Below are 18,632 nucleotides of genomic sequence, written 5' to 3' on the forward strand. Positions count from 1 at the left end.
CGCATCACCACGCGGTCCACGCGCCCCACAGATCGGCGTACGGTCCGGGGGCCGCTGCGAGCTCGTCGTGCGTTCCCGACTGCACGATCCGCCCCTCGTGCATCACCAGGATGCGATCGGCGGTCGCCGCCTGTCTCAGCCGGTGCGCGATCACGAGACCGGTGCGGTCGCCGATCGCGCCGAGGGATGCCAGATCCAACGCCTCCGAATCGGCGGATCCTGCCTCGGCCGTGGCTTCGTCGAGGATCACGACGGATGCCGCCGACAGCCCCACGCGCACGAGCGCCAGGTGCTGCGCCTGACCCGGCGTGAGCGCATGCCCCGCCTCGCCGATCTCGGTGTCGAGGCCGTTCGGCAGCCGGAGTATCCACTCGGCGCCGAGCTGGGCGATCATGGCCCGCATGTGCTCGTCGTCGGCGTCGCTGAAGAGCGCGAGGTCGTCTCGCACCGTCCCGGCGAAGACGTGCGGCTCCTGGCTGAGCATCACGACGGCATCGCGCAGATCATGCGGATGCCACTGCTCGATGCCCCGCCCGTCGTGCCGCACCTCGCCCGTGCCGACCGGCAGCGCTCCGGCGAGCACACGTGCGAGCGTGGTCTTTCCCGCGCCGCTCGCACCCACGATCGCGACCCGCTCGCCCGGAGCGACCGTCATCGACACGGCGACGAGGTCTCGCTGATCGGGGCGGTGCGCGAAGCCGAGCCGATCGACCTCGATCTCACCCCGACGCGTCGCCGCCCTCTCCTGCGGCTGCTCCTGTTCGCGAGCAGCCGGCGCGGGCATGTCGATGACGCCGAACAGGCGGGCCAGGCTGGCCCCGGCATCCTGCAGCTCGTCGATTCGGAAGAGCAGCGCCCCCATGGGTCCGAACAGCCCGAGGAAGTAGAGCGATGCGGCGGTCGCCGCGCCCAGCTCGACCTGCCCACCGGTGACCAGCAGATAGCCGACCACGAGTACGGCCGAGAGGCCCACGAGCTCGGCGCCGTTGAGGAACACATTGAAGTCGTTGCGCACGCGGGTGGCGCGCACTTCGAGCGCGATCGCATCTTCACTCGCCTCGGCGATGCGCGCGAGGTGCTGCTCCTCCGTGCGCAGAGCGCGCACGGTGTCGACGCCCCGAACGGCCTCGATCGTTCGCTGGCCCCGCTCGGCCACGACGACGCGGTGCTCGCGGTAGACCGGCGCCGAGCGCCGGAGGAACCAGCGGAGCGAGAAGTACTGGATCGGGGCCGCGACCAGCGCGGCGAGCGCGAAGCGCCAGTCCATCAAGCCCATGCCGAGCAGGCTCAGCACGATGCCGAAGAGCGCCGAGAGGAATGCGGGGAGTGCTCCTTCGACCACCTGCCCGACCGCGCGCACGTCGCCCGAGAGCCGCGCGACCAGGTCGCCGGTGCCTGCGGCCTCGATCCGAGCCGTCGGCTGGGCGAGCGCGGTGCGGAACGCCGCCTCACGGACCTCCCGGATCGTGCCCTGTGCGAGCCGGGCGAGCAGCACGCGTCCTACCCAGGTCAATCCGGCGCCGACGGCGAGCGACGCGGTCAACGCCAGCCCGAAGGGCAGCATGGATGAGCCTCCGGCGACGATGTCGTCGACCATGAGGCCGATGATCCACGGAGCCACGAGCGCGGAGCCGACTCCCGCGCAGAGAGTGAGGATCGCGAACACCGCGAGCGCGCGTCTTCGACCGAGCGCGCTGAGCAGACCGCGCGCCGTGTCCCGTCGTGTGGCGATCGGCAGCTTCAGGTCGCTCACGCGTCCACCCCCCTCAGGTCGTGCACGCGATGACATCTCGACAGCAGCGAGGCGCGGTCGGTGAGCAGCACGATCGTGCGTCCCTCGGCGGCGAGTCCGGCCGCCACCTGCGCCTCGGTGATCGGATCGATCGCGGTGGTCGGCTCGTGCAGCACCACCAGTCGCTGCGGCTGATGCAGAGCACGTGCGAGCAGGAGACGCTGACGCTGACCGCCCGACAGCCGCAGCCCGCGCTCTCCGACCATCTCGTCGAGTCCGCCCGGGAGCCGACGCACCACCTCGTCGAATGCTGCGGCCTCGAGGCGAGCGTGGTCGATCCGCGTCGAGATGTTCTCGGCTGCCGTTCCGGTGAACACCGTCGCGTCATGCGGCGGGGCGAAGACCTCGTCGCGCAGCCCGTCGTGGCCGAGTCGGGTCGCATCGATGTCTCCGATGACGAGCTCTCCTGCGACGGGCGGTCGCAGCCCACCGAAGAGACGCGCCAGATCCGCGATGCGATCGGGATCGGCGCGGATGCCGGTCACCTGGCCCTGCGCGATGTCGATCGACGACCCCCTGACGGTCAGGCGGGCCACGACGCGAGAGTCGGCGCGATCCGTGGGACTCTCATCGGCCGACTCGCGTTGCGGCGACGCGATCGCATCCGTCACCGCCCCGGCTTCGGTCGAGAACTCCGCGATGCGACGTGCGGATCCGTGCTTCGAGGCGATCTGCGCGGGCAGGTAGCCGAGCGCCTGCAGCGGGCCCCGGATGGTCTGGGCCAGGCCCATCGCGGTGACGAAGCCGCCGATCGTGATGGCGCCGTCGAGCGCCAGCCAGCCGCCGAGCACCGCGATGCCGGTGAAGGCGAGACCGCTGATGAGGAGATTCAGCGCGGTCAGACCGGCCGCGGCCTTCTCGGCGCGATACGCGGCCTCGGCGGCCACAACGCTCTCGGCGACATAGCGATCGGCCGCCCGGGTCGAACCGCCGAGTGCGCCGAGAACGCGCAGGCCGGTGGCGAAGTCGGTGCTCACAGCATCCAGTCGAGCGGACTGCTTCTGCGCCTCGTACCCTCGGCGCCGCAGTCCGCCGCTCACTGCGTGCACCAGCAGCGCCTGCACCACCGTCCCGATCACGACGGCGACGGCGAGCGGCCACGCGATCACGAGCAGGGTGATGCAGGCAACGAGCACGGCCGTCGCAGCGGCGGCCTGCTCGGCGATGACCCAGAAGAACCCGGCCGTCTCGCCCGCGTCCGAGGAGGAGATCGTGAGGACCTCGCCCGCGGGCCGCCGCGTGCGTCGGCGCAGCGCGAGTCCGAGGATTCCCTGACGCAGCGCATGCTCGCCCTGGGCATAGGCCTTGGTCCCCGCGCGGTCACCGACCTGCCACGAGCAGATCAGCACCGCGAACACGACGACGAGGAACACCAGACCCCATCCGAGGGCGGCGGGATCACCGGGCGCGATCGCCCGATCGATCACGACGCCGACGGCCACGGGCACCATGACCTCGGCCAGCTGATGACCGCAGAAGCCGGCGATCGAGACGGCGGTGCGCGCACGGCGTCCGCGGCCCCAGACACCCTCGCGGAAGACTGCTCCGACCGCGGCGGTCACCGTAGCGCCGCCGTTCGCTGCCCCTCGAGGACCGTGAAGGACGGGTCGCGCTGCGTGCGCGCGGAGGAGAAGGGGCACATCGGGGACTCCAGGGGAAGATCGCGGGATCTCCCGCGATCACGGTGAGCACCCCGTTTCAACATATGCGAATGCGATGTCGTCTGGCCGACGCCTTGTAGCGGTCGACGGCCGAGCGCATCAGAACCGGAATACTGCCAAGATGATGCGCGGAGAGGGGAATCCATGACCACGAGCGCGTCCGACGACTCCGCCCGCCCGACGAGAGCTCGCCGCCCGTGGCACCGGACGAAGGTGGCGCTCGGGATCATCGTCGCCATCGCCGCCGTGATCGCGATCGTCGGCTCGCTCACACCGTGGCCCTCGGCGATGCTCATCCGCGCGGTGTTCACGAAGGGCGGCGACGAGACCGCCGCCGAGATGGACAGGCATGTGCCCGACACGTCGCTCACCGAGCAGCGCGACGTCGCCTACGCCGATGGCGGTGCGGACACCACGATGGACGTCTTCGCACCGGCATCCGCCACCGGCCCCCTGCCGACGATCGTCTGGATCCACGGCGGGGCCTGGATCTCGGGCTCGAAGGAGAACGTCGACCCGTACATGCGCATCCTCGCCGCCGAGGGATACACGACGATCGCCGTGAACTACACGATCGGGCCCGAAGGCGTCTATCCGCTCGCGGTGCATCAGCTGAACGACGCGCTCGCCTACATCGACGAGCACGCAGACGAGCTGGGCGTCGACCCGAGCCAGATCGTGCTGGCCGGCGATTCGGCCGGTGCACAGCTCGCCAGCCAGATGGCGACCCTCATGACGAGCCCCGACTATGCCGAGATCATGGACATCACGCCCGCACTGGAGAAAGACCAGCTGGTGGCGACAGTGTTGAACTGCGGCGTCTACGACCTTGCGGCTCTCGCCGCCCTCGACGGGGTCGTCGGCTGGGGGCTGAAGACCTCGATGTGGGCGTACTCGGGCACCAAGACCTGGGCCGAGGACTCGACCGGAGCCACGATGTCGACGGTCGACTGGGTCACCGCCGATTTTCCGGCGACCTACATCTCGGGCGGCAACGGCGATGGCCTCACCTGGCTGCAGTCGATCCCCCTGGCGAAGCGCCTCGACGCGCTCGGCGTCGAGGTGACGACGCTCTTCTGGCCGGCGCCGCACGAGCCGGCACTGCCACACGAGTACCAGTTCCACCTCGACATGCCCGATGCGCAGACCGCGCTGCAGAAGACGATCGACTTCTTGAACGCCCACACCACCCGGTGAGGGGGTTCGATCCGTCCGTCCCGTCCTGGCCCTGCCCCGACCCGGCCCTGACCCGTCTCCGCCCCTAACCCGCCCCTGACCCGCCCCGTCCCGGCCCGTCCCGATCTGCACAGGTTGCCCCGTTCTGCGACTGATGTCTCGGAAACGGTCCGCGGATCGGGGCATCGTGTGCAGTTCGGGCGCACCTGACCTCGGGCACCCCGCGCGGATGGACGCGACCGGGCTATTTCATCGTGTCGAGGATGCCGACCAGGTCGTCGAAGGTCGTGAGCGGATTGAGGATCGCGAAGCGGGTGTTCGGGCGCCCGCGGTGCGAACTCGGCACCACGAAGGCGCGCTGCGAGTCGAGCAGCTCGTCGGACCAGCGGTCGTAGTCCTCGCGCTGCCAGCCGTCACGCTCGAAGACCACGACCGACAGCTGCGGGTCGCGCACGAGGCGCAGCTCAGGACGCGATTCGATCTCGGCGGCGATCTTCTGGGTGAGAGCGAGCGTCGCGCTCACGGCCTCGCGATAGGCGGTCACCCCATACGTCGCGAGCGAGAACCACAGCGGCAGCCCGCGGGGGCGCCTGGTCAGCTGGATCGAATAGTCCGACGGGCTGAAGTCGCCGGCATCGGTGAGCGTGTCGAGGTATTCGGCGTGCTGCGTATGCGCCCGACGACCCGAGTCGGGGTCGCGGTAGATCAGCGCGCAGCAGTCGAAGGGCGCGAACAGCCACTTGTGCGGATCGACGATCACCGAGTCGGCCCGTTCCACCCCGGCGAAGACGCTTCGCGCCTCGGGGGCCAGCATGGCGGTCAGTCCATAGGCGCCGTCGATGTGCAGCCAGAAGTCGAACTCGTCCTTCAGGGCGGCGATGCCGGCGATGTCGTCGACGATGCCGAAGTTGGTCGAGCCGCCGGTCGCGACCACCGCGCAGATCTCATCACCGTGCTCGGCCAGTGCGTCGCGCACCGCATCGGCCCTCAGCACGCCGTCGTCACCCGCGGGCACGAGCAGCACGTCGGCATCCATGACCTTGGCAGCCGACTTGTTCGAGGAGTGCGCCTCGACACTGCACACGATCTTCCAGCGACGAGGCAGCTCTGCGCCCGCGGCGAGCAGCCGCGCCTTCGCCGCCTCACGCGCCGCGACGAGCGCCGACAGGTTGCCGATCGTGCCGCCTTGCACGAAGACCCCTCCCGCGGTGTCGGGAAGGCCGAACTCCGCGGCGAGGAACGACAGCACCTCGTTCTCGGCATGCACGGCTCCCGCGCCTTCGAGCCAGCTGCCGCCATACAGACCGGATGCTGAGACGACGAGGTCGAAGGCGATCGACGCGATCGTCGGCGCCGTGGGTATGAACGACAGGTATGACGGGTGGCTGGTGGTCAGGCATGCGGGAGCCAGGATGTGCTCGAACACGCTGAGCGCCCGCTGCGACCCCAGCCCCGCGTCGGTGATCGTCGTGCCGACCAGCCGGTTGAGCTCGGCGGGCGACTGCGGCTTGTCGAGCGGCACATCGGCCGCGAGCATCCGCCGTCGCGAATAGTCGAGCACGGCATCGACGATCGCCGTCGACTCGGGCGATGCCGCGTGCATGCGTTCTGCTCCCATGAGCTGTCCTTAACTGTGGGGTCTTGCGGACTGGGCGCCCGCGAGCCGTGGGGAATCGAGTACCGGGGAATCGGACGCCGGGGAATCGAGTACCGGGGAATCGGACGCCGGGGAATCGAGTACCGCCGTGAGGGTTCGTCTCGCCAGTGCGGCTCGGTCGCGCGGAGCCCAGTGCACGAGCGAGTGTGCGCTCATGCCGTCGACCATGGCGAGCAGCATCCAGGCCGACGAGGCGGGGTCGACCGGCGTGGTCGGCTCCCGCCGCAGCGCCGGATCCTCGGCGATCGCTCGGGCGATGAGGTCTTCGAGAGCGCTGTGCCAGAGGTCCATCTCGGCACGCACCCGGGTGCCGAGCGCCTCGTTGCGGGCTCCGAGCGCCCAGGACTGCACCCACACCATCGCCACATCGTCACGCGAGTCGTCGAGCAGCGTCTCGATGAGCCGCAGCAGGTTCGTGCGCAGATCGACCGCGGGGTCGTACGACGCGATGACCTCTTCGCGCTCGGCGGCCACGATCGCCGTGAAAACCTCGGCGACGAACGACTCCATGACGGGCCGGTAGTGCGCGACGAGGGCCGGTGTCACCCCCACCTGCGCCGCGACGGCACGCACGGTGAGCGCCTCGAGTCCACTCTCAGTCGCCAGCGTCACGGCACCCCGCAGGATCGAGCGCTCTCGCTCTTCGGGCGGCAGCCGACGCGGCTCGACGGCTCTTGACGTGTTCTTCATCACGGGTTACCGTAGCACTCGTTGATCACGTGTTCAATAGCGAGCACGATCCTCATGCCAGAGGTCGCGATCAGCAGCGAGGAGACAATCATGGCCTGGCACATGCCCGCCGAGACCGCACCGCACGACCGCACCTGGATGGCGTTCCCCGCCGAGGGGCCGACACTCGGCGAGACGGCGACCGAGCGCGAAGAGGGCTACGGCGCCTGGACGGCGGTGGCCCACGCGGTCGCCGAGTTCGAGCCGGTCACCATGATCGTCGATCCCGCAGAGTCCTCACGCGCGCGACGGATGCTCAGCGGCGAGATCGACATCGTCGAGGCGCCGGTCGACGAGTTCTGGATGCGGGATTCCGGCCCCACCTTCGTGATCGACGACGAACGGCCCGGCGTTCTCGGGGCGGTCGACTGGATCTTCAACGGATGGGGCGCTCCCGCATGGGCGCAGTGGCAGAAGGCCGCGCAGCACGCCCGCATCATCGCGGGGGCCGTCGGCGCCGAACTCGTGAGCTCGACGCTGGTGAACGAGGGTGGCGGGATCCACGTCGACGGCGAGGGCACGGTGCTGCTCACCGACACCGTGCAGCTCGATCCGCGCCGCAATCCCTACGCCGACAAGGCGCGCGTCGAAGCCGAGATGGCCCGCACACTCGGCGCTTCGAAGGCCGTGTGGCTGCCCCGCGGCCTCACTCGCGACTACGACGATTTCGGCACGAACGGACACGTCGACATCGTCGCGACACTCGTCTCAGCCGGCCGACTGCTGCTGCACGACCAGCGCGACCCCGCCCACCCCGACCACGAGGTCACGCGCGAGCTCCGCGCATATCTCGGCGAGCAGACGGATGCGGCGGGTCGCCGCTTCGAGATCATCGACCTCCCCGCGCCCGCAACGCTGCGCGACGAAGAGGGTTTCGTCGACTGGAGCTACGTGAACCACCTGGTGACCAACGACGGCGTGGTCGCGTGCGGATTCGGCGAAGAGAAGGCGGATGCCGCGGCGCGGGCGATCCTCGCCGACGCGTATCCCGGTCGTCGCGTCATCAGCGTCGATGCCCGGCCGCTGTTCGACCGCGGCGGCGGCATCCACTGCATCACCCAGCAGCAGCCGAGCGTGGGAGTGCGCTCATGATCGGCGTCGTCGAGGCCACCATCGCCGACCTGCGGCAAGCGCTCGAGACCGGCGCTGCGACGGCCGTCGAACTCGTCGATGCCTACCTCGCACGCATCGCCGCCTACGACGGGCCCGACACCGAGACTGCGCTCAACGCGGTGGTCGTCGCGAACCCCGAGGCGCGCGCCGAGGCCGAGGCGTCCGACGCCCGACGGGCACGCGGCGAGACGCTCGGCCCGCTCGACGGCATCCCGTACACGGCGAAAGACAGCTACCTGGTGCGAGGACTCACGGCCGCGGCGGGCAGCCCCGCCTTCGCGAGCCTCATCGCGCAGCGTGACGCGTTCACGATCGAGCGCCTGCGGTCGGGCGGCGCGATCTGCCTCGGGCTCACGAACATGCCCCCGATGGCGAACGGCGGCATGCAGCGCGGGGTCTACGGCCGTGCCGAGAGTCCGTACAACGCCGACTTCCTCACCGCACCGTTCGCGTCGGGCTCGTCGAACGGCTCGGGCACGGCGACCGCAGCGAGCTTCGGCGCGTTCGGGCTGGGCGAGGAGACCTGGTCGAGCGGACGCGGCCCCGCCACGAACAACGCCCTGTGCGCCTACACGCCCTCCCGAGGGGTGATCTCGACCCGCGGCAACTGGCCCCTCGTGCCGACGATGGACGTGGTCGTGCCGCACACCCGCACGATGGACGACCTGCTCGAGGTGCTCGACGTGATCGTCTCGAACGACGCCGAGACCCGCGGGGACTTCTGGCGCGCGCAGCCCTGGGTCTCGCTGCCGTCGTCGTCCGAGATCCGCCCTGAGTCGTACCGGGCGCTATCCGCCGATGCGTCGGAGGCACTCCGGGGCGCTCGCATCGGCATCCCCCGCATGTACATCAACGCCGACCCGGATGCCGGAACCGCCGACGACCCCGGCATCGGGGGCCCCACGGGACAGCGCATCGAGACACGCCGCTCGGTGATCGCACGCTGGGAGGCTGCTCGCAGCGACCTGGAGGCCGCCGGTGCCACGGTGGTCGAGGTCGACTTCCCCGTGGTCTCGAACTACGAGGGCGACCGGCCGGGCGCGCCGACGATCGCCACCCGGGGTCTCGTCTCACCCGAGTATCTGCACCGCGAGATCGTCGACCTGTCGGCATGGGCGTGGGAGGACTTCCTGCAGGCGAACGGCGACCCGCAACTGCACACGCTCGCCGACATCGACGGTTCGTCGATCTTCCCGCATCCTGAGGGCGCGCTCCCCGACCGGTACACGGGTTTCGACGACGACATCGCCGAGTACCCGGGTTGGGTGCGAGACAACCCGGGTGCGGGAGTCGAGGACATGCCGGAGCTCCCCGACGGGTTGCGCGGACTCGAGGAGACCCGTCGCATCGACCTCGAGGAGTGGATGGACGAGCACGAACTCGATGCCGTCGTCTTCCCCGCCGTCGCCGACGTGGGGCCTGCCGACATGGATGTCAACGAGGCATCCGCCGATCTCGGCTGGCGCAACGGCACCTGGATCGCGAACGGCAACCTGACCATGCGTCACCTCGGCATCCCGACCGTCACCGTCCCGATGGGGCTCATGGCCGACATCGGCATGCCGATCGGCCTCACTTTCGCCGGCCGCGCGTACGACGACTCTGCTCTGCTGCGACTCGCCGCCGGGTTCGAGGCGGTCGGCGCACCCGGCGAGCGCCGCACTCCTCCCCCGCGCACACCGGGACTCTGACCGCGAGCGAGAGGCCACCCCCCGGTCGTCGAGCGAGCACGGCGGAGCCGAGCGAGACACCACCCACCGGTCGTCGAGCGAGCACGGCGGAGCCGAGCGAGACACCACCCACCGGTCGTTGAGCGAGCACGGCGGAGCCGAGCGAGACGAAACGCGCTGCGATGCGAGATCGGCTCACGACGTTTCGTCTCAGGCGACTTCGTCGTCTTCGCTCAACGACCGGGGAGGCGACTTCGTCGTCTTCGCTCAACGACCGGGGAGGCGACTTCGTCGTCTTCGCTCAACGACCGGGGAGGGGACTTCGTCGTCTTCGCTCCAAGACCGGCATCGCGAACATTTCATCATTGTGACGGCCGCCAGGATTGTTATATGTTCTCTGCATGAGCACCGAGAACAACGAGCGCGAGCTCGAGGCCGGCATCGTCACCGATCTGTCGGGGCGCATGACGTACGGGTCGTATCTGTCGCTCGACCAGCTGCTCACCGCGCAGAACCCGGTCAGTGTCCCTGAGCACCACGATGAGCTGCTGTTCATCATCCAGCACCAGACCACCGAGCTCTGGCTCAAACAGCTGCTGCACGAGCTGTCGTCGGCCCGCGAGTTGCTCGCGAGCGACGACCTGCGCGAGGCGCTGAAGCGTGTCGCGCGCGTCAAGCGCATCCAGGACGTCATGACCCAGCAATGGGCGATCCTCGCGACGCTGACTCCCACCGAGTACGCGCAGTTCCGCGGCGCGCTCGGCAACTCCTCGGGCTTCCAGTCGGTGCAGTACCGCGCGGTCGAGTTCGCGCTGGGCAACAAGAACGAGAAGATGCTGAGCGTCTTCAGCGATCACCCCGCCAACCTCGCGCTGCTCACCGCCGAATGGCACAAGCCCACGCTGTACGACGAGTTCCTGCGCTACGCCTCGCGACGCGGCCTCCCGATCCCGACCGAGATCCTCGACCGCGACGTGCGCCTGCCCTACCGCGAGACGCCCGCGCTCGTGCCCGCGATCCGTGAGATCTACCAGAACCATCAGCAGCACTGGGACCTCTACGAAGCCTGCGAAGACCTCGTCGACCTCGAGGACAACTTCCAGTTCTGGCGGTTCCGTCACCTCAAGACCGTCGCGCGCACGATCGGCATGAAGGTCGGCACCGGCGGCTCCAGCGGCGTCGGGTTCCTGCAGCGCGCGCTCGATCTGACGTTCTTCCCCGAGCTGTACACCGTGCGCACCGAGATCGGCGGCTGATGCACGCGGCGACCTTCTTCGACGGCGAAGGTTGGCGCGACGGCATCATCGACGCGGACGGCGAGCGGATGCTGCTTCGCGACGAGCCGCCGGCATCCGATCTGCCCCGCCTCGAGGGCGCGGTCATCGGAGGGTTCACGGATCACCACGTGCACCTTCAGCTCGTGGACCATCTGCTCCTGCAGGAGTCGACACTGGGTCGCGTCACGGATCTCGGCGCGAATCCGTCCGTCGTCGCCGCGCTCTCGGCGAGGCTGCGCGGGGCCAGTAGTGCATCCGCGGACTCGAGCGGGGCCACAAACGCATCCGAATCGACGTTCTCCGGTGCATTTCTGGCCCCGCACGGGCCCACGGCCCCGCCCCCGACCCCGCACCCCGTGCCGGTCGACTTCGCCGGCGCCTTCCTCACCCCGGTCGGCGGCTATCCGAGCGACCGCGCCTGGGCTCCGGTCGGCTCCTTCCGTGAGATCCCCGACGCCGCAGCCGCCGAACGCGCCGTGACCGAGATGGCGGATGCCGGAGCATCCTGCATCAAGGTGGCGAGCAACGCGACCGCCGGCCCCGTGTTCGACGACCACCTGTTCCGCGTGATCGTCGAGGCCGCCGCCGCCCGCGGGCTCCCCGTCGTCGCTCACGCCGAGGGTGCAGGTCAGGCGCAGCGCGCCGCTCGTCTCGGGGCCGCCAGACTCGCCCACGCTCCGTTCACCGAACACCTCGACGACGCCGAGATCGCTGCACAGGCCCCATCCGTCGAGTGGATCTCGACGCTGGCGATCCACGACGTCGACAGCGAGGCCCGCACCACGGCGATCGACAACGTGCGCCGCTTCCACGCCGCCGGCGGCACCGTGCTCTACGGCACCGACATGGGCAACGGCCCGACGCCCGTCGACCTGAACTCCGCCGAGCTCGAGGCCCTGCGCGAGGCGGGCATCGACGGCGACGCCCTGCTGCGCGCGCTCGCTCCGCAGAACCCCCTCGACTCCCCGTCCCTGCTCCTGAGACTCCCCGGCACCGCTGCCGAACCGGCTCTCGCCCGCCCGCTCACCAGCGCCGACCTGAAGGCATGACATGACCGACTCACCCGAGACCACGACCGCCGCTCCGACCGCTGACGGAGCCCTGCTCGACCTCGCCCACGCTCTCGACGCCGCGGATCCTCTGCGCGCCCACCTCGACGCGTTCGCGGACGCACCCGGAGTCGGCGCCTACCTCGACGGCAACTCGCTCGGCCGTCCGCTGCGCGACATGCCCGAGAAGCTCGCCGCCTTCGTGCGCGATGACTGGGGCACCCGCCTGATCCGCTCGTGGGATGAGCAGTGGATGGCCCTGCCGATGCAGCTCGGCGACCGCATCGGCAGCCTCACTCTGGGCGCCGCCGCCGGCCAGACCGTCGTCGCGGACTCGACCAGCGTGCTCATCTACAAGCTGATGCGCGCGGCTGCGAGCGCCGACCCCACGCGCACCGAACTCGTGATCGAGGCCGGCAACTTCCCCACCGATCGATTCATGGCCGAGGGCGTCGCCGCCGAGACCGGCATGACGGTGCGGTGGATCGAGCCCGACCCGGTGCACGGCGTGCAGGTGGCCGACGTGCTCGCGGCGATCTCGCCGACGACGGCGCTCGTCTCGCTCAGCCACGTCGACTACCGCTCGGGCGCACTCGCCGACATGCCCGCGATCACACAGGCTGTGCACGAGGTGGGCGCGCTGATGATGTGGGATCTGTGCCACTCGGCCGGCATCATCCCGATGCAGCTCGACGAGTGGGGTGTCGACATGGCCGTGGGCTGCACCTACAAGTACCTGAACGGCGGCCCCGGCTCGCCCGCGTTCGCCTACCTGCGCCACGAGCTGCAGGGCGTGCTGCGTCAGCCGATCCAGGGCTGGTGGAGCGCCGCCGACATCTTCGCGATGGGGCCCGAGTACGTGCCCGCCGGAGACATCCGCCAGCTCCTCAGCGGCACTCCCCCGATCACCTCGATGATCGCGATGCAGGGGATGCTCGATCTGATCGAGCAGGCGACCATCGACGCGGTGCGCGACAAGGCCCGCTCGCTCACCGACTTCGCCGTGCGCGCCTACGACGAGGTGCTCGCGCCGCTCGACGTACGTCTGCTCAGTCCTCGAGACGCCGAACGGCGCGGGGGGCATGTGACGATCGGACACCCTGACTTCCGCGCCGTGACGCAGCGGCTCTGGGCCGATGGCATCATTCCGGACTTCCGCTTCCCCGACGGCATCCGCCTGGGCCTCTCGCCGCTCAGCACCTCGTATGCCGAGACCCTGACCGGCGTGCTCGCGGTGCGCGACGCCCTGGAGTCGCATGGCCGCTGACGTCACCGAGAAGCGCGGCGCGCAGGTCGCCGAGAAGCTCGCCGCGCAGGTCGCCGAGAGCCCCGTGCTCGACGACATCGATGCGCGCCCCGGCAGCACGGCATCGCTGCTGCGCACCCTGATCGGGCTCTACCTGCGGCCTCTCGGCGGCTGGATCTCGGCAGCCGATCTCGTGGCGCTCGCCGGCGATCTCGGCATCCCCGTCGCGCAGGCACGCACCGGAATCACTCGCCTCAAGCAGAAGGGGCTGCTGCTCGCCGAGCGCGGGCATGCGGTCGGCTATCGGCTGAACCCGGATGCCGAGACGATGCTCGAGCGCGGTGATCGGCGCATCTTCGAGATGCGCGAGATGACGGATGCCGACCGCTGGTGCCTGATCTCGTTCTCGATCCCCGAGAGCGCGCGCAGCATCCGCCATCAGCTGCGGCGTCGACTGCAGTGGATCGGGGCCGGAGTCGTGTCACCCGCACTGTGGATCTGCCCGGGCCATCTGCAGTCAGAGGTGCAGCAGATCGTCGCCGAGCTCGATGCTCGGGCCTGGGTCACGATGTTCCAGGCCGACACACCCACGACCCCGCGCACGCTGCCGGAGGCGGCCGCCGAGTGGTGGGATCTCGACGCGCTGCGCGCCGAGCACCTCGCCTTCCAGAGCTCGCTCACGACCCTCGCCGACCAGCCGTTCGCCGCCTACGTGCAGTTGATCGACAGATGGCGCATGCTGCCGTACCTCGACCCGGGGCTCCCGCCGTCCATGCTGCCTGCGGACTGGCCCGGCGGGCGCAGCTATCGCGAATTCGCCCGGCTCTCGCAGCTGTTTGCTGACGCCGCGTGGCGCCACGTGCGCGCGGTCACGTCGCCCGCGCAGCTCAGCGAGCCGGAGGGGACGTCGTCGCCCGCACGACGAGCCGCGTCGGCAGGATCACGTTCATCTCCTCGATCTCGCCCCCCGAGAGCAGAGTGACCACCATGTCGGCCGCCACGGCCCCGAGCCGCCGCATGGGCTGCTGGATCGTGGTGAGCGGCAGCGCCCGCCGGGTCGCCTCGGGAACATCGTCGAAACCGACGACCGAGAGATCGGCGGGAACGCGCAGACCGAGCTGGTGGGCGACGTCGATCACCGCGATGGCCGAGAGGTCGTTCGCGGCGAACACCGCGGTCGGGCGCGAATCGCCGGTCAGCATGCAGCGCGCCGATTCCCGCGTGGCCTCGAGCTCGTAGCGGCCGCTGCCGATCAGCGTCGGGTCGATCGGGATGCCGGCGTCGGCGAGGGCGCGTCGGTAGCCGGCATCGCGCAGGCCTGCCGACCGCAGGTCTTCTCGCCCGGCGAGAAAGCCGATGCGCCGGTGGCCGAGCTCGATCAGGTGCTTCGTCGCGGCGAGCGCGCCGCCGAAGCTGTCGGACTCGACGGTCGGCAGATCGGCCCGACCGGTGTGCGGGTCGACGGCCACGACCGGGATCTCGGTGCCGGGGCTCACGACCGTGGGCGTGACCATGATCGCGGCATCGATCAGCGTGCCCGAGAGCCGGCTGAGCGATCGCCGCTCCCATCCGTCGCTCGCGCCGTGGTGCGACCCCGCGTAGGCGAGCAGGTCGAAGCCGGTGTCGTGCATGGCGGCGCCGACGCCTTTGAGGATCTCTGCGCTGAACGGCTCGAAGTCGGCGAGCAGCACTCCGATCACACCGGTGCGCCGCGCGCGCATGCTGCTCGCGACGAGGCTCGACTCGTAGCCGAGGTCCTTCACGGCGTCGAGCACGCGCTGCACCGTGGCATCCGCTATTCCGTAGCGCCCGTTGACCGCCTTCGAGACGGTCGACACCGACACACCCGCCGCTTTCGCGACGTCGTGGATCGTCGTGCGTGCCCCCATGAGACGCCAGCGTAGCCCCGTCGAACAGGGTATGGAAACTGTTTTCGAAAACGTTTGACGATCGGGTCCGGCGCCAGGAGACTCATGCCACTGCGGTCTCGCCCGAGCCTCCGCAGGCGCCCCGCAGAGACGCGGCGCGCAACTCGATGAGGAGAATCACATGAACAGCAGAAGGCTCCCCCTCGCCACAGCGGTCTCGGTGCTCGCCGTCGGAGCGCTCGCGCTCTCGGGCTGCACCGGCGACACCTCCGGCGGCGGTGGTGGTGACGGCACCACCATGACGCTCTGGCACAACTCCACGACCGGTCCCGGAGTGGAGTTCTGGGAGAAGACGGTCGCCGACTTCGAAGCGGAGAACGACGGCGTGACCATCGACATCCAGTCGGTGCAGAACGAAGACCTCGACGGCAAGCTGCAGACGGCGCTCAACTCGGGCGATGCCCCCGACATCTTCCTGCAGCGCGGTGGCGGCAAGATGGCCGCCATGGTCAAGGCCGGCCAGCTCAAGGACCTCACCGACGCGATCGAGGGCGGCGCGAAGGACGAGATCCCGTCCGCCGCATACTCGGCGAACAGCCTCGACGGCAAGATCTACGCCATGCCCGTCGCGGTGCTGCCCGGAGGCCTCTTCTACAGCCAGGATCTGTTCGACCAGGCGGGCATCGCCGAGAACCCGACGACGATCGACGAGCTGGAGACGGCGAACGAGGCTCTGAAGGCCGCGGGGATCGACCCGATCGCGCTGGGCGCGAAGGATGCCTGGCCCGCCGCGCACTGGTACTACTGGTTCGCGCTGCGCGAGTGCAGCTCCGACACGCTCGCCAGCGCCGCCGACGAGATGGACTTCAGCGACGAGTGCTGGGTCCGCGCCGGCGAGGACCTCGAATCGTTCGCCGCGACCGAGCCCTTCAACGCAGGGTTCCTGACCACCACCGCGCAGCAGGGCGCAGGCAGCTCGGCCGGCCTGATCGCCAACCACAAGGCGGCGATGGAACTCATGGGCGCCTGGAACCCCGGCGTGATCGGGTCTCTGACTCCCGACCAGGAGCCGCTCGCGGATCTCAGCTGGTTCCCCTTCCCCGAGATCGAGGGCGGCGACGGCGAGCCGGGTTCGATGATGGGCGGCGTCGACGGCTACTCGTGCTCGGTCGATGCACCCGACGCGTGCGTGGACTTCCTCAACTACCTCGGTACCTCTGCCGTGCAGACCGAGTACTACAAGGCGTTCAACGCTCCCCCGGTGAACACCGTCGCGCAGGAGGCCGTCACCGAGCCGTACCTGCAGGAGATCCTGGCGGCCTACAACGACGCACCGTACGCGACGCAGTGGCTCGACACGGTCTACGGGCAGAACGTCGGCAACGCGCTGAACGTCGCGGTCGTCGACCTGCTCGCGGGCAACAGCTCCGCAGAGGATCTCGTGGGGGCTGTGCAGGATGCTGCAGCGAAAGCGTGACACGCGTGCCCGGCTGGAAGTGATCCTTCTGGCCGGGCCCGCCCTGCTCGTCTTCCTCGCCTTCGTCATCTTCCCGGTGCTGATGGCGGCGTACTACGGCTTCTTCAGCTGGCAGGGCTACGGCCCGCCCACCGACTTCGTAGGGCTGAAGAACTACCTCACGATCCTCCAGGATCCGCTCTTCCATGACGCTCTCGCGCACAACGGCTTCATCCTCGTCTTCTCGCTCGTGCTCCAGGGGCCGATCGCGATCCTGCTCGCACTGCTGCTGAATCGCCGGATGCGCGGGCAGTCGCTGATCCGCGTGCTGATCTTCGTGCCCTACGTGATCTCCGAGGTCGTGGTGGGAACCGGGTGGAGCCTCATGCTCCAGACCAACGGCGCCCTTAACGCGATGCTGACCAACATGGGCCTGGGTTTCCTCGCGACCGACTGGCTCTCGAACCCGGGCATCGCGATCTGGACGCTGATGGCCATCATCACGTGGAAGTACATCGGCTTCGCGGTGATCCTGTTCCTCGCAGGTCTCCAGGGAATCCCCGAGGAGCTGCACGAGGCGGCGGCGATCGACGGCGCGTCCTACTGGCAGATCCAGTGGCGCATCACTCTTCCGCTGCTCGCACCGACGCTGCGTATCTGGGCCTTCCTGTCGATCATCGGCTCGCTGCAGCTGTTCGACCTCGTCTACATCATCTGGGGGCAGTACATCGCCTCGACCGCGGGCACCTCGACCATGGCGACGTACATGGTGTCGGAGGGGCGCAACGCCGGCAACTACGGCTACGGCAACGCGGTCGCGGTCGTGCTCTTCCTCATCTCGCTCGTCGTCGCGCTGATCTATCAGCGTGCGGTGCTGCGCAAGGACACCGACGGAGCCCTCACCGGCACCTCGGGTCGCAAGCGGGGGCGTCGGTCAGGCGACGCCGCGGCGGCCCCCTCAGAATCCGAAACCCCTCTCGAGAAGGAGCTGGTCCGATGACCGCCACCTCGGTGCTCGTCACCCAGCGACCTGCACGTCTCGGACGTCAGGGTCGCGCCGCGAAGCCCCGGCTGCCGTGGGCGCATCCGACCGTGTACTTCGTCGCACTGATCGCCGTCGGGCTGATGCTCGCGCCGATCGCGTACATCATCACGGGCGGATTCCGCACGAATGCGCAGATCACGACCGACCCGTCCGGGTTCCCGTCTCCCTGGATCGCGTCGAACTATCTCGACGTACTCACCGGAGACGTGTTCTGGCGGCTCGTGGGCAACTCGACGATCGTCGCCTTCGCGACGACCGTCGGCACGGTCGCCCTGGGTCTGATGGCCGCGTACGTGCTCGCCCGCTACCGGTTCGCCGGGCGCGGAGTGCTGTACGCGTTCTTCGCTGCAGGGCTCATGTTCCCGCTCACGGTCGCGATCACCCCCCTGTACATCGTGGTGCGCAGCCTCGGGCTCATGAACTCGCTCGGCGGCGTCATCCTGCCGCAGATCGCATTCGCCCTGCCCACCACGATCATCATCCTCGTGCCGTTCCTGCGGGCGATCCCCGACGAGATCCAGGAGGCGGCGTTCATCGACGGATGCAGCCGCCTGGGCTTCTTCTGGCGCATGGTGCTGCCGCTCTCACTCCCAGGCGTCATCACGACCGGCATCCTGGCCTTCATCGGCAGCTGGAACGGCTATCTGCTGCCGCTGTTCATCCTCAACGACCAGGCGGCGTTCACGCTGCCGCTCGGGGTGCAGTCGTTCGCGTCGCAGTACTCGGTCGACACCGCGAGAGTGCTCGCCTTCACGTCGTTGTCGATGATCCCCGCGCTGATCTTCTTCAGCCTGTTCGAGCGGCGCATCGTGGGAGGGCTGACCGGTGCGGTCAAGGGCTGACGCGATCACCGTCGCGACACCTCCGACGAAGACGCACGTCGACCCGAACGA

The 18,632-nt window shown here is 69.4% G+C and carries 15 protein-coding genes; 10 read left to right on the plus strand and 5 right to left on the minus strand.

Annotated elements, in window-relative coordinates; translation table 11 throughout:
- Nucleotides 1–4: 4 nt before the first annotated feature.
- Entirely contained in the window at nucleotides 5–1,753 is a 1,749-nt protein-coding gene (locus AC3WS6_RS16530; protein ID WP_492502094.1) for an ABC transporter ATP-binding protein, read from the minus strand.
- On the minus strand, nucleotides 1,750–3,354 hold the full coding sequence (locus tag AC3WS6_RS16535) for an ABC transporter transmembrane domain-containing protein (RefSeq protein WP_492502095.1): 1,605 nt from the start codon (nucleotides 3,352–3,354) through the stop codon (nucleotides 1,750–1,752). The genes AC3WS6_RS16530 and AC3WS6_RS16535 overlap by 4 nt, the downstream gene beginning before the upstream one ends.
- Before the next feature lie 243 nt (nucleotides 3,355–3,597).
- On the opposite strand from AC3WS6_RS16535, the gene AC3WS6_RS16540 reads away from it, so the two are divergent.
- A complete protein-coding gene (locus tag AC3WS6_RS16540; protein ID WP_492502096.1) occupies nucleotides 3,598–4,650 on the plus strand; it encodes an alpha/beta hydrolase in 1,053 nt (350 codons plus the stop codon).
- Nucleotides 4,651–4,873: 223 nt separating this feature from the next.
- On the opposite strand, the gene AC3WS6_RS16545 is transcribed toward AC3WS6_RS16540, so the two are convergent.
- Together AC3WS6_RS16545 and AC3WS6_RS16550 are read right to left on the minus strand one after the other, a co-directional pair.
- On the minus strand, nucleotides 4,874–6,247 hold the full coding sequence (locus tag AC3WS6_RS16545; protein WP_492502097.1) for a pyridoxal phosphate-dependent decarboxylase family protein: 1,374 nt from the start codon (nucleotides 6,245–6,247) through the stop codon (nucleotides 4,874–4,876).
- Nucleotides 6,248–6,256: 9 nt separating this feature from the next.
- On the minus strand, nucleotides 6,257–6,976 hold the full coding sequence (locus tag AC3WS6_RS16550) for a TetR/AcrR family transcriptional regulator (RefSeq protein WP_492502098.1): 720 nt from the start codon (nucleotides 6,974–6,976) through the stop codon (nucleotides 6,257–6,259).
- Between the two features lie 90 nt (nucleotides 6,977–7,066).
- Here AC3WS6_RS16550 and AC3WS6_RS16555 point away from each other — a divergent pair, with 90 nt between their 5' ends.
- The 6 genes from AC3WS6_RS16555 (at nucleotide 7,067) to AC3WS6_RS16580 (ending at nucleotide 14,352) form a co-directional block, all read left to right on the plus strand.
- Nucleotides 7,067–8,107 (plus strand): agmatine deiminase family protein, encoded by a 1,041-nt coding sequence (locus AC3WS6_RS16555; protein ID WP_492502100.1) that lies wholly within the window; start codon nucleotides 7,067–7,069, stop codon nucleotides 8,105–8,107.
- Nucleotides 8,104–9,819 (plus strand): amidase, encoded by a 1,716-nt coding sequence (locus AC3WS6_RS16560; protein ID WP_492502101.1) that lies wholly within the window; start codon nucleotides 8,104–8,106, stop codon nucleotides 9,817–9,819. Before AC3WS6_RS16555 ends, AC3WS6_RS16560 begins: the two co-directional genes overlap by 4 nt.
- Before the next feature lie 380 nt (nucleotides 9,820–10,199).
- The gene (locus tag AC3WS6_RS16565) at nucleotides 10,200–11,054 is read left to right on the plus strand and encodes a tryptophan 2,3-dioxygenase (protein ID WP_492502102.1); all 855 of its coding nucleotides are present in this window, start codon (nucleotides 10,200–10,202) and stop codon (nucleotides 11,052–11,054) included.
- On the plus strand, nucleotides 11,054–12,124 hold the full coding sequence (locus AC3WS6_RS16570) for an amidohydrolase family protein (protein ID WP_492502103.1): 1,071 nt from the start codon (nucleotides 11,054–11,056) through the stop codon (nucleotides 12,122–12,124). The genes AC3WS6_RS16565 and AC3WS6_RS16570 overlap by 1 nt, the downstream gene beginning before the upstream one ends.
- 1 nt (nucleotide 12,125) lies before the next feature.
- Complete coding sequence (locus AC3WS6_RS16575; RefSeq protein WP_492502104.1) at nucleotides 12,126–13,391, plus strand: kynureninase; 1,266 nt, start codon at nucleotides 12,126–12,128, stop codon at nucleotides 13,389–13,391.
- Entirely contained in the window at nucleotides 13,381–14,352 is a 972-nt protein-coding gene (locus AC3WS6_RS16580; RefSeq protein WP_492502105.1) for a PaaX family transcriptional regulator, read from the plus strand. Before AC3WS6_RS16575 ends, AC3WS6_RS16580 begins: the two co-directional genes overlap by 11 nt.
- Here AC3WS6_RS16580 and AC3WS6_RS16585 read toward each other — a convergent pair.
- Nucleotides 14,258–15,259, minus strand: coding sequence for a LacI family DNA-binding transcriptional regulator (locus AC3WS6_RS16585; protein WP_492502106.1), 1,002 nt, complete (start codon nucleotides 15,257–15,259; stop codon nucleotides 14,258–14,260). The two genes, AC3WS6_RS16580 and AC3WS6_RS16585, sit on opposite strands and share 95 nt — an antisense overlap.
- A 160-nt stretch (nucleotides 15,260–15,419) precedes the next feature.
- Here AC3WS6_RS16585 and AC3WS6_RS16590 point away from each other — a divergent pair, with 160 nt between their 5' ends.
- The 3 genes from AC3WS6_RS16590 to AC3WS6_RS16600 are packed head-to-tail and all read left to right on the plus strand — an operon-like array spanning nucleotide 15,420 to nucleotide 18,581.
- Nucleotides 15,420–16,715: an extracellular solute-binding protein gene (locus tag AC3WS6_RS16590; protein ID WP_492502107.1), complete on the plus strand. Its 1,296-nt coding sequence runs from the start codon at nucleotides 15,420–15,422 to the stop codon at nucleotides 16,713–16,715.
- Complete coding sequence (locus tag AC3WS6_RS16595; RefSeq protein WP_492502108.1) at nucleotides 16,696–17,694, plus strand: carbohydrate ABC transporter permease; 999 nt, start codon at nucleotides 16,696–16,698, stop codon at nucleotides 17,692–17,694. The genes AC3WS6_RS16590 and AC3WS6_RS16595 overlap by 20 nt, the downstream gene beginning before the upstream one ends.
- Nucleotides 17,691–18,581 carry a carbohydrate ABC transporter permease gene (locus tag AC3WS6_RS16600; protein WP_492502110.1) on the plus strand — a complete coding sequence of 297 codons (891 nt, stop codon included), beginning with the start codon at nucleotides 17,691–17,693 and terminating at the stop codon, nucleotides 18,579–18,581. The genes AC3WS6_RS16595 and AC3WS6_RS16600 overlap by 4 nt, the downstream gene beginning before the upstream one ends.
- The last annotated feature ends 51 nt before the right edge of the window (nucleotides 18,582–18,632 follow it).

The organism is Microbacterium sp. EB106-03-03-XG65 (assembly GCF_058791955.1).

What these genes read in the sequence shown, in the direction of transcription:
- AC3WS6_RS16540 (WP_492502096.1), top strand. Translation starts at nt 3,598, where the DNA reads ATGACCACGAGCGCGTCCGACGACTCCGCCCGCCCGACGAGAGCTCGC.
- AC3WS6_RS16545 (WP_492502097.1), bottom strand. Translation starts at nt 6,247, where the DNA reads ATGGGAGCAGAACGCATGCACGCGGCATCGCCCGAGTCGACGGCGATC.
- AC3WS6_RS16550 (WP_492502098.1), bottom strand. Translation starts at nt 6,976, where the DNA reads ATGAAGAACACGTCAAGAGCCGTCGAGCCGCGTCGGCTGCCGCCCGAA.
- AC3WS6_RS16555 (WP_492502100.1), top strand. Translation starts at nt 7,067, where the DNA reads ATGGCCTGGCACATGCCCGCCGAGACCGCACCGCACGACCGCACCTGG.
- AC3WS6_RS16560 (WP_492502101.1), top strand. Translation starts at nt 8,104, where the DNA reads ATGATCGGCGTCGTCGAGGCCACCATCGCCGACCTGCGGCAAGCGCTC.
- AC3WS6_RS16565 (WP_492502102.1), top strand. Translation starts at nt 10,200, where the DNA reads ATGAGCACCGAGAACAACGAGCGCGAGCTCGAGGCCGGCATCGTCACC.
- AC3WS6_RS16570 (WP_492502103.1), top strand. Translation starts at nt 11,054, where the DNA reads ATGCACGCGGCGACCTTCTTCGACGGCGAAGGTTGGCGCGACGGCATC.
- AC3WS6_RS16575 (WP_492502104.1), top strand. Translation starts at nt 12,126, where the DNA reads ATGACCGACTCACCCGAGACCACGACCGCCGCTCCGACCGCTGACGGA.
- AC3WS6_RS16580 (WP_492502105.1), top strand. Translation starts at nt 13,381, where the DNA reads ATGGCCGCTGACGTCACCGAGAAGCGCGGCGCGCAGGTCGCCGAGAAG.
- AC3WS6_RS16585 (WP_492502106.1), bottom strand. Translation starts at nt 15,259, where the DNA reads ATGGGGGCACGCACGACGATCCACGACGTCGCGAAAGCGGCGGGTGTG.
- AC3WS6_RS16590 (WP_492502107.1), top strand. Translation starts at nt 15,420, where the DNA reads ATGAACAGCAGAAGGCTCCCCCTCGCCACAGCGGTCTCGGTGCTCGCC.
- AC3WS6_RS16595 (WP_492502108.1), top strand. Translation starts at nt 16,696, where the DNA reads ATGCTGCAGCGAAAGCGTGACACGCGTGCCCGGCTGGAAGTGATCCTT.
- AC3WS6_RS16600 (WP_492502110.1), top strand. Translation starts at nt 17,691, where the DNA reads ATGACCGCCACCTCGGTGCTCGTCACCCAGCGACCTGCACGTCTCGGA.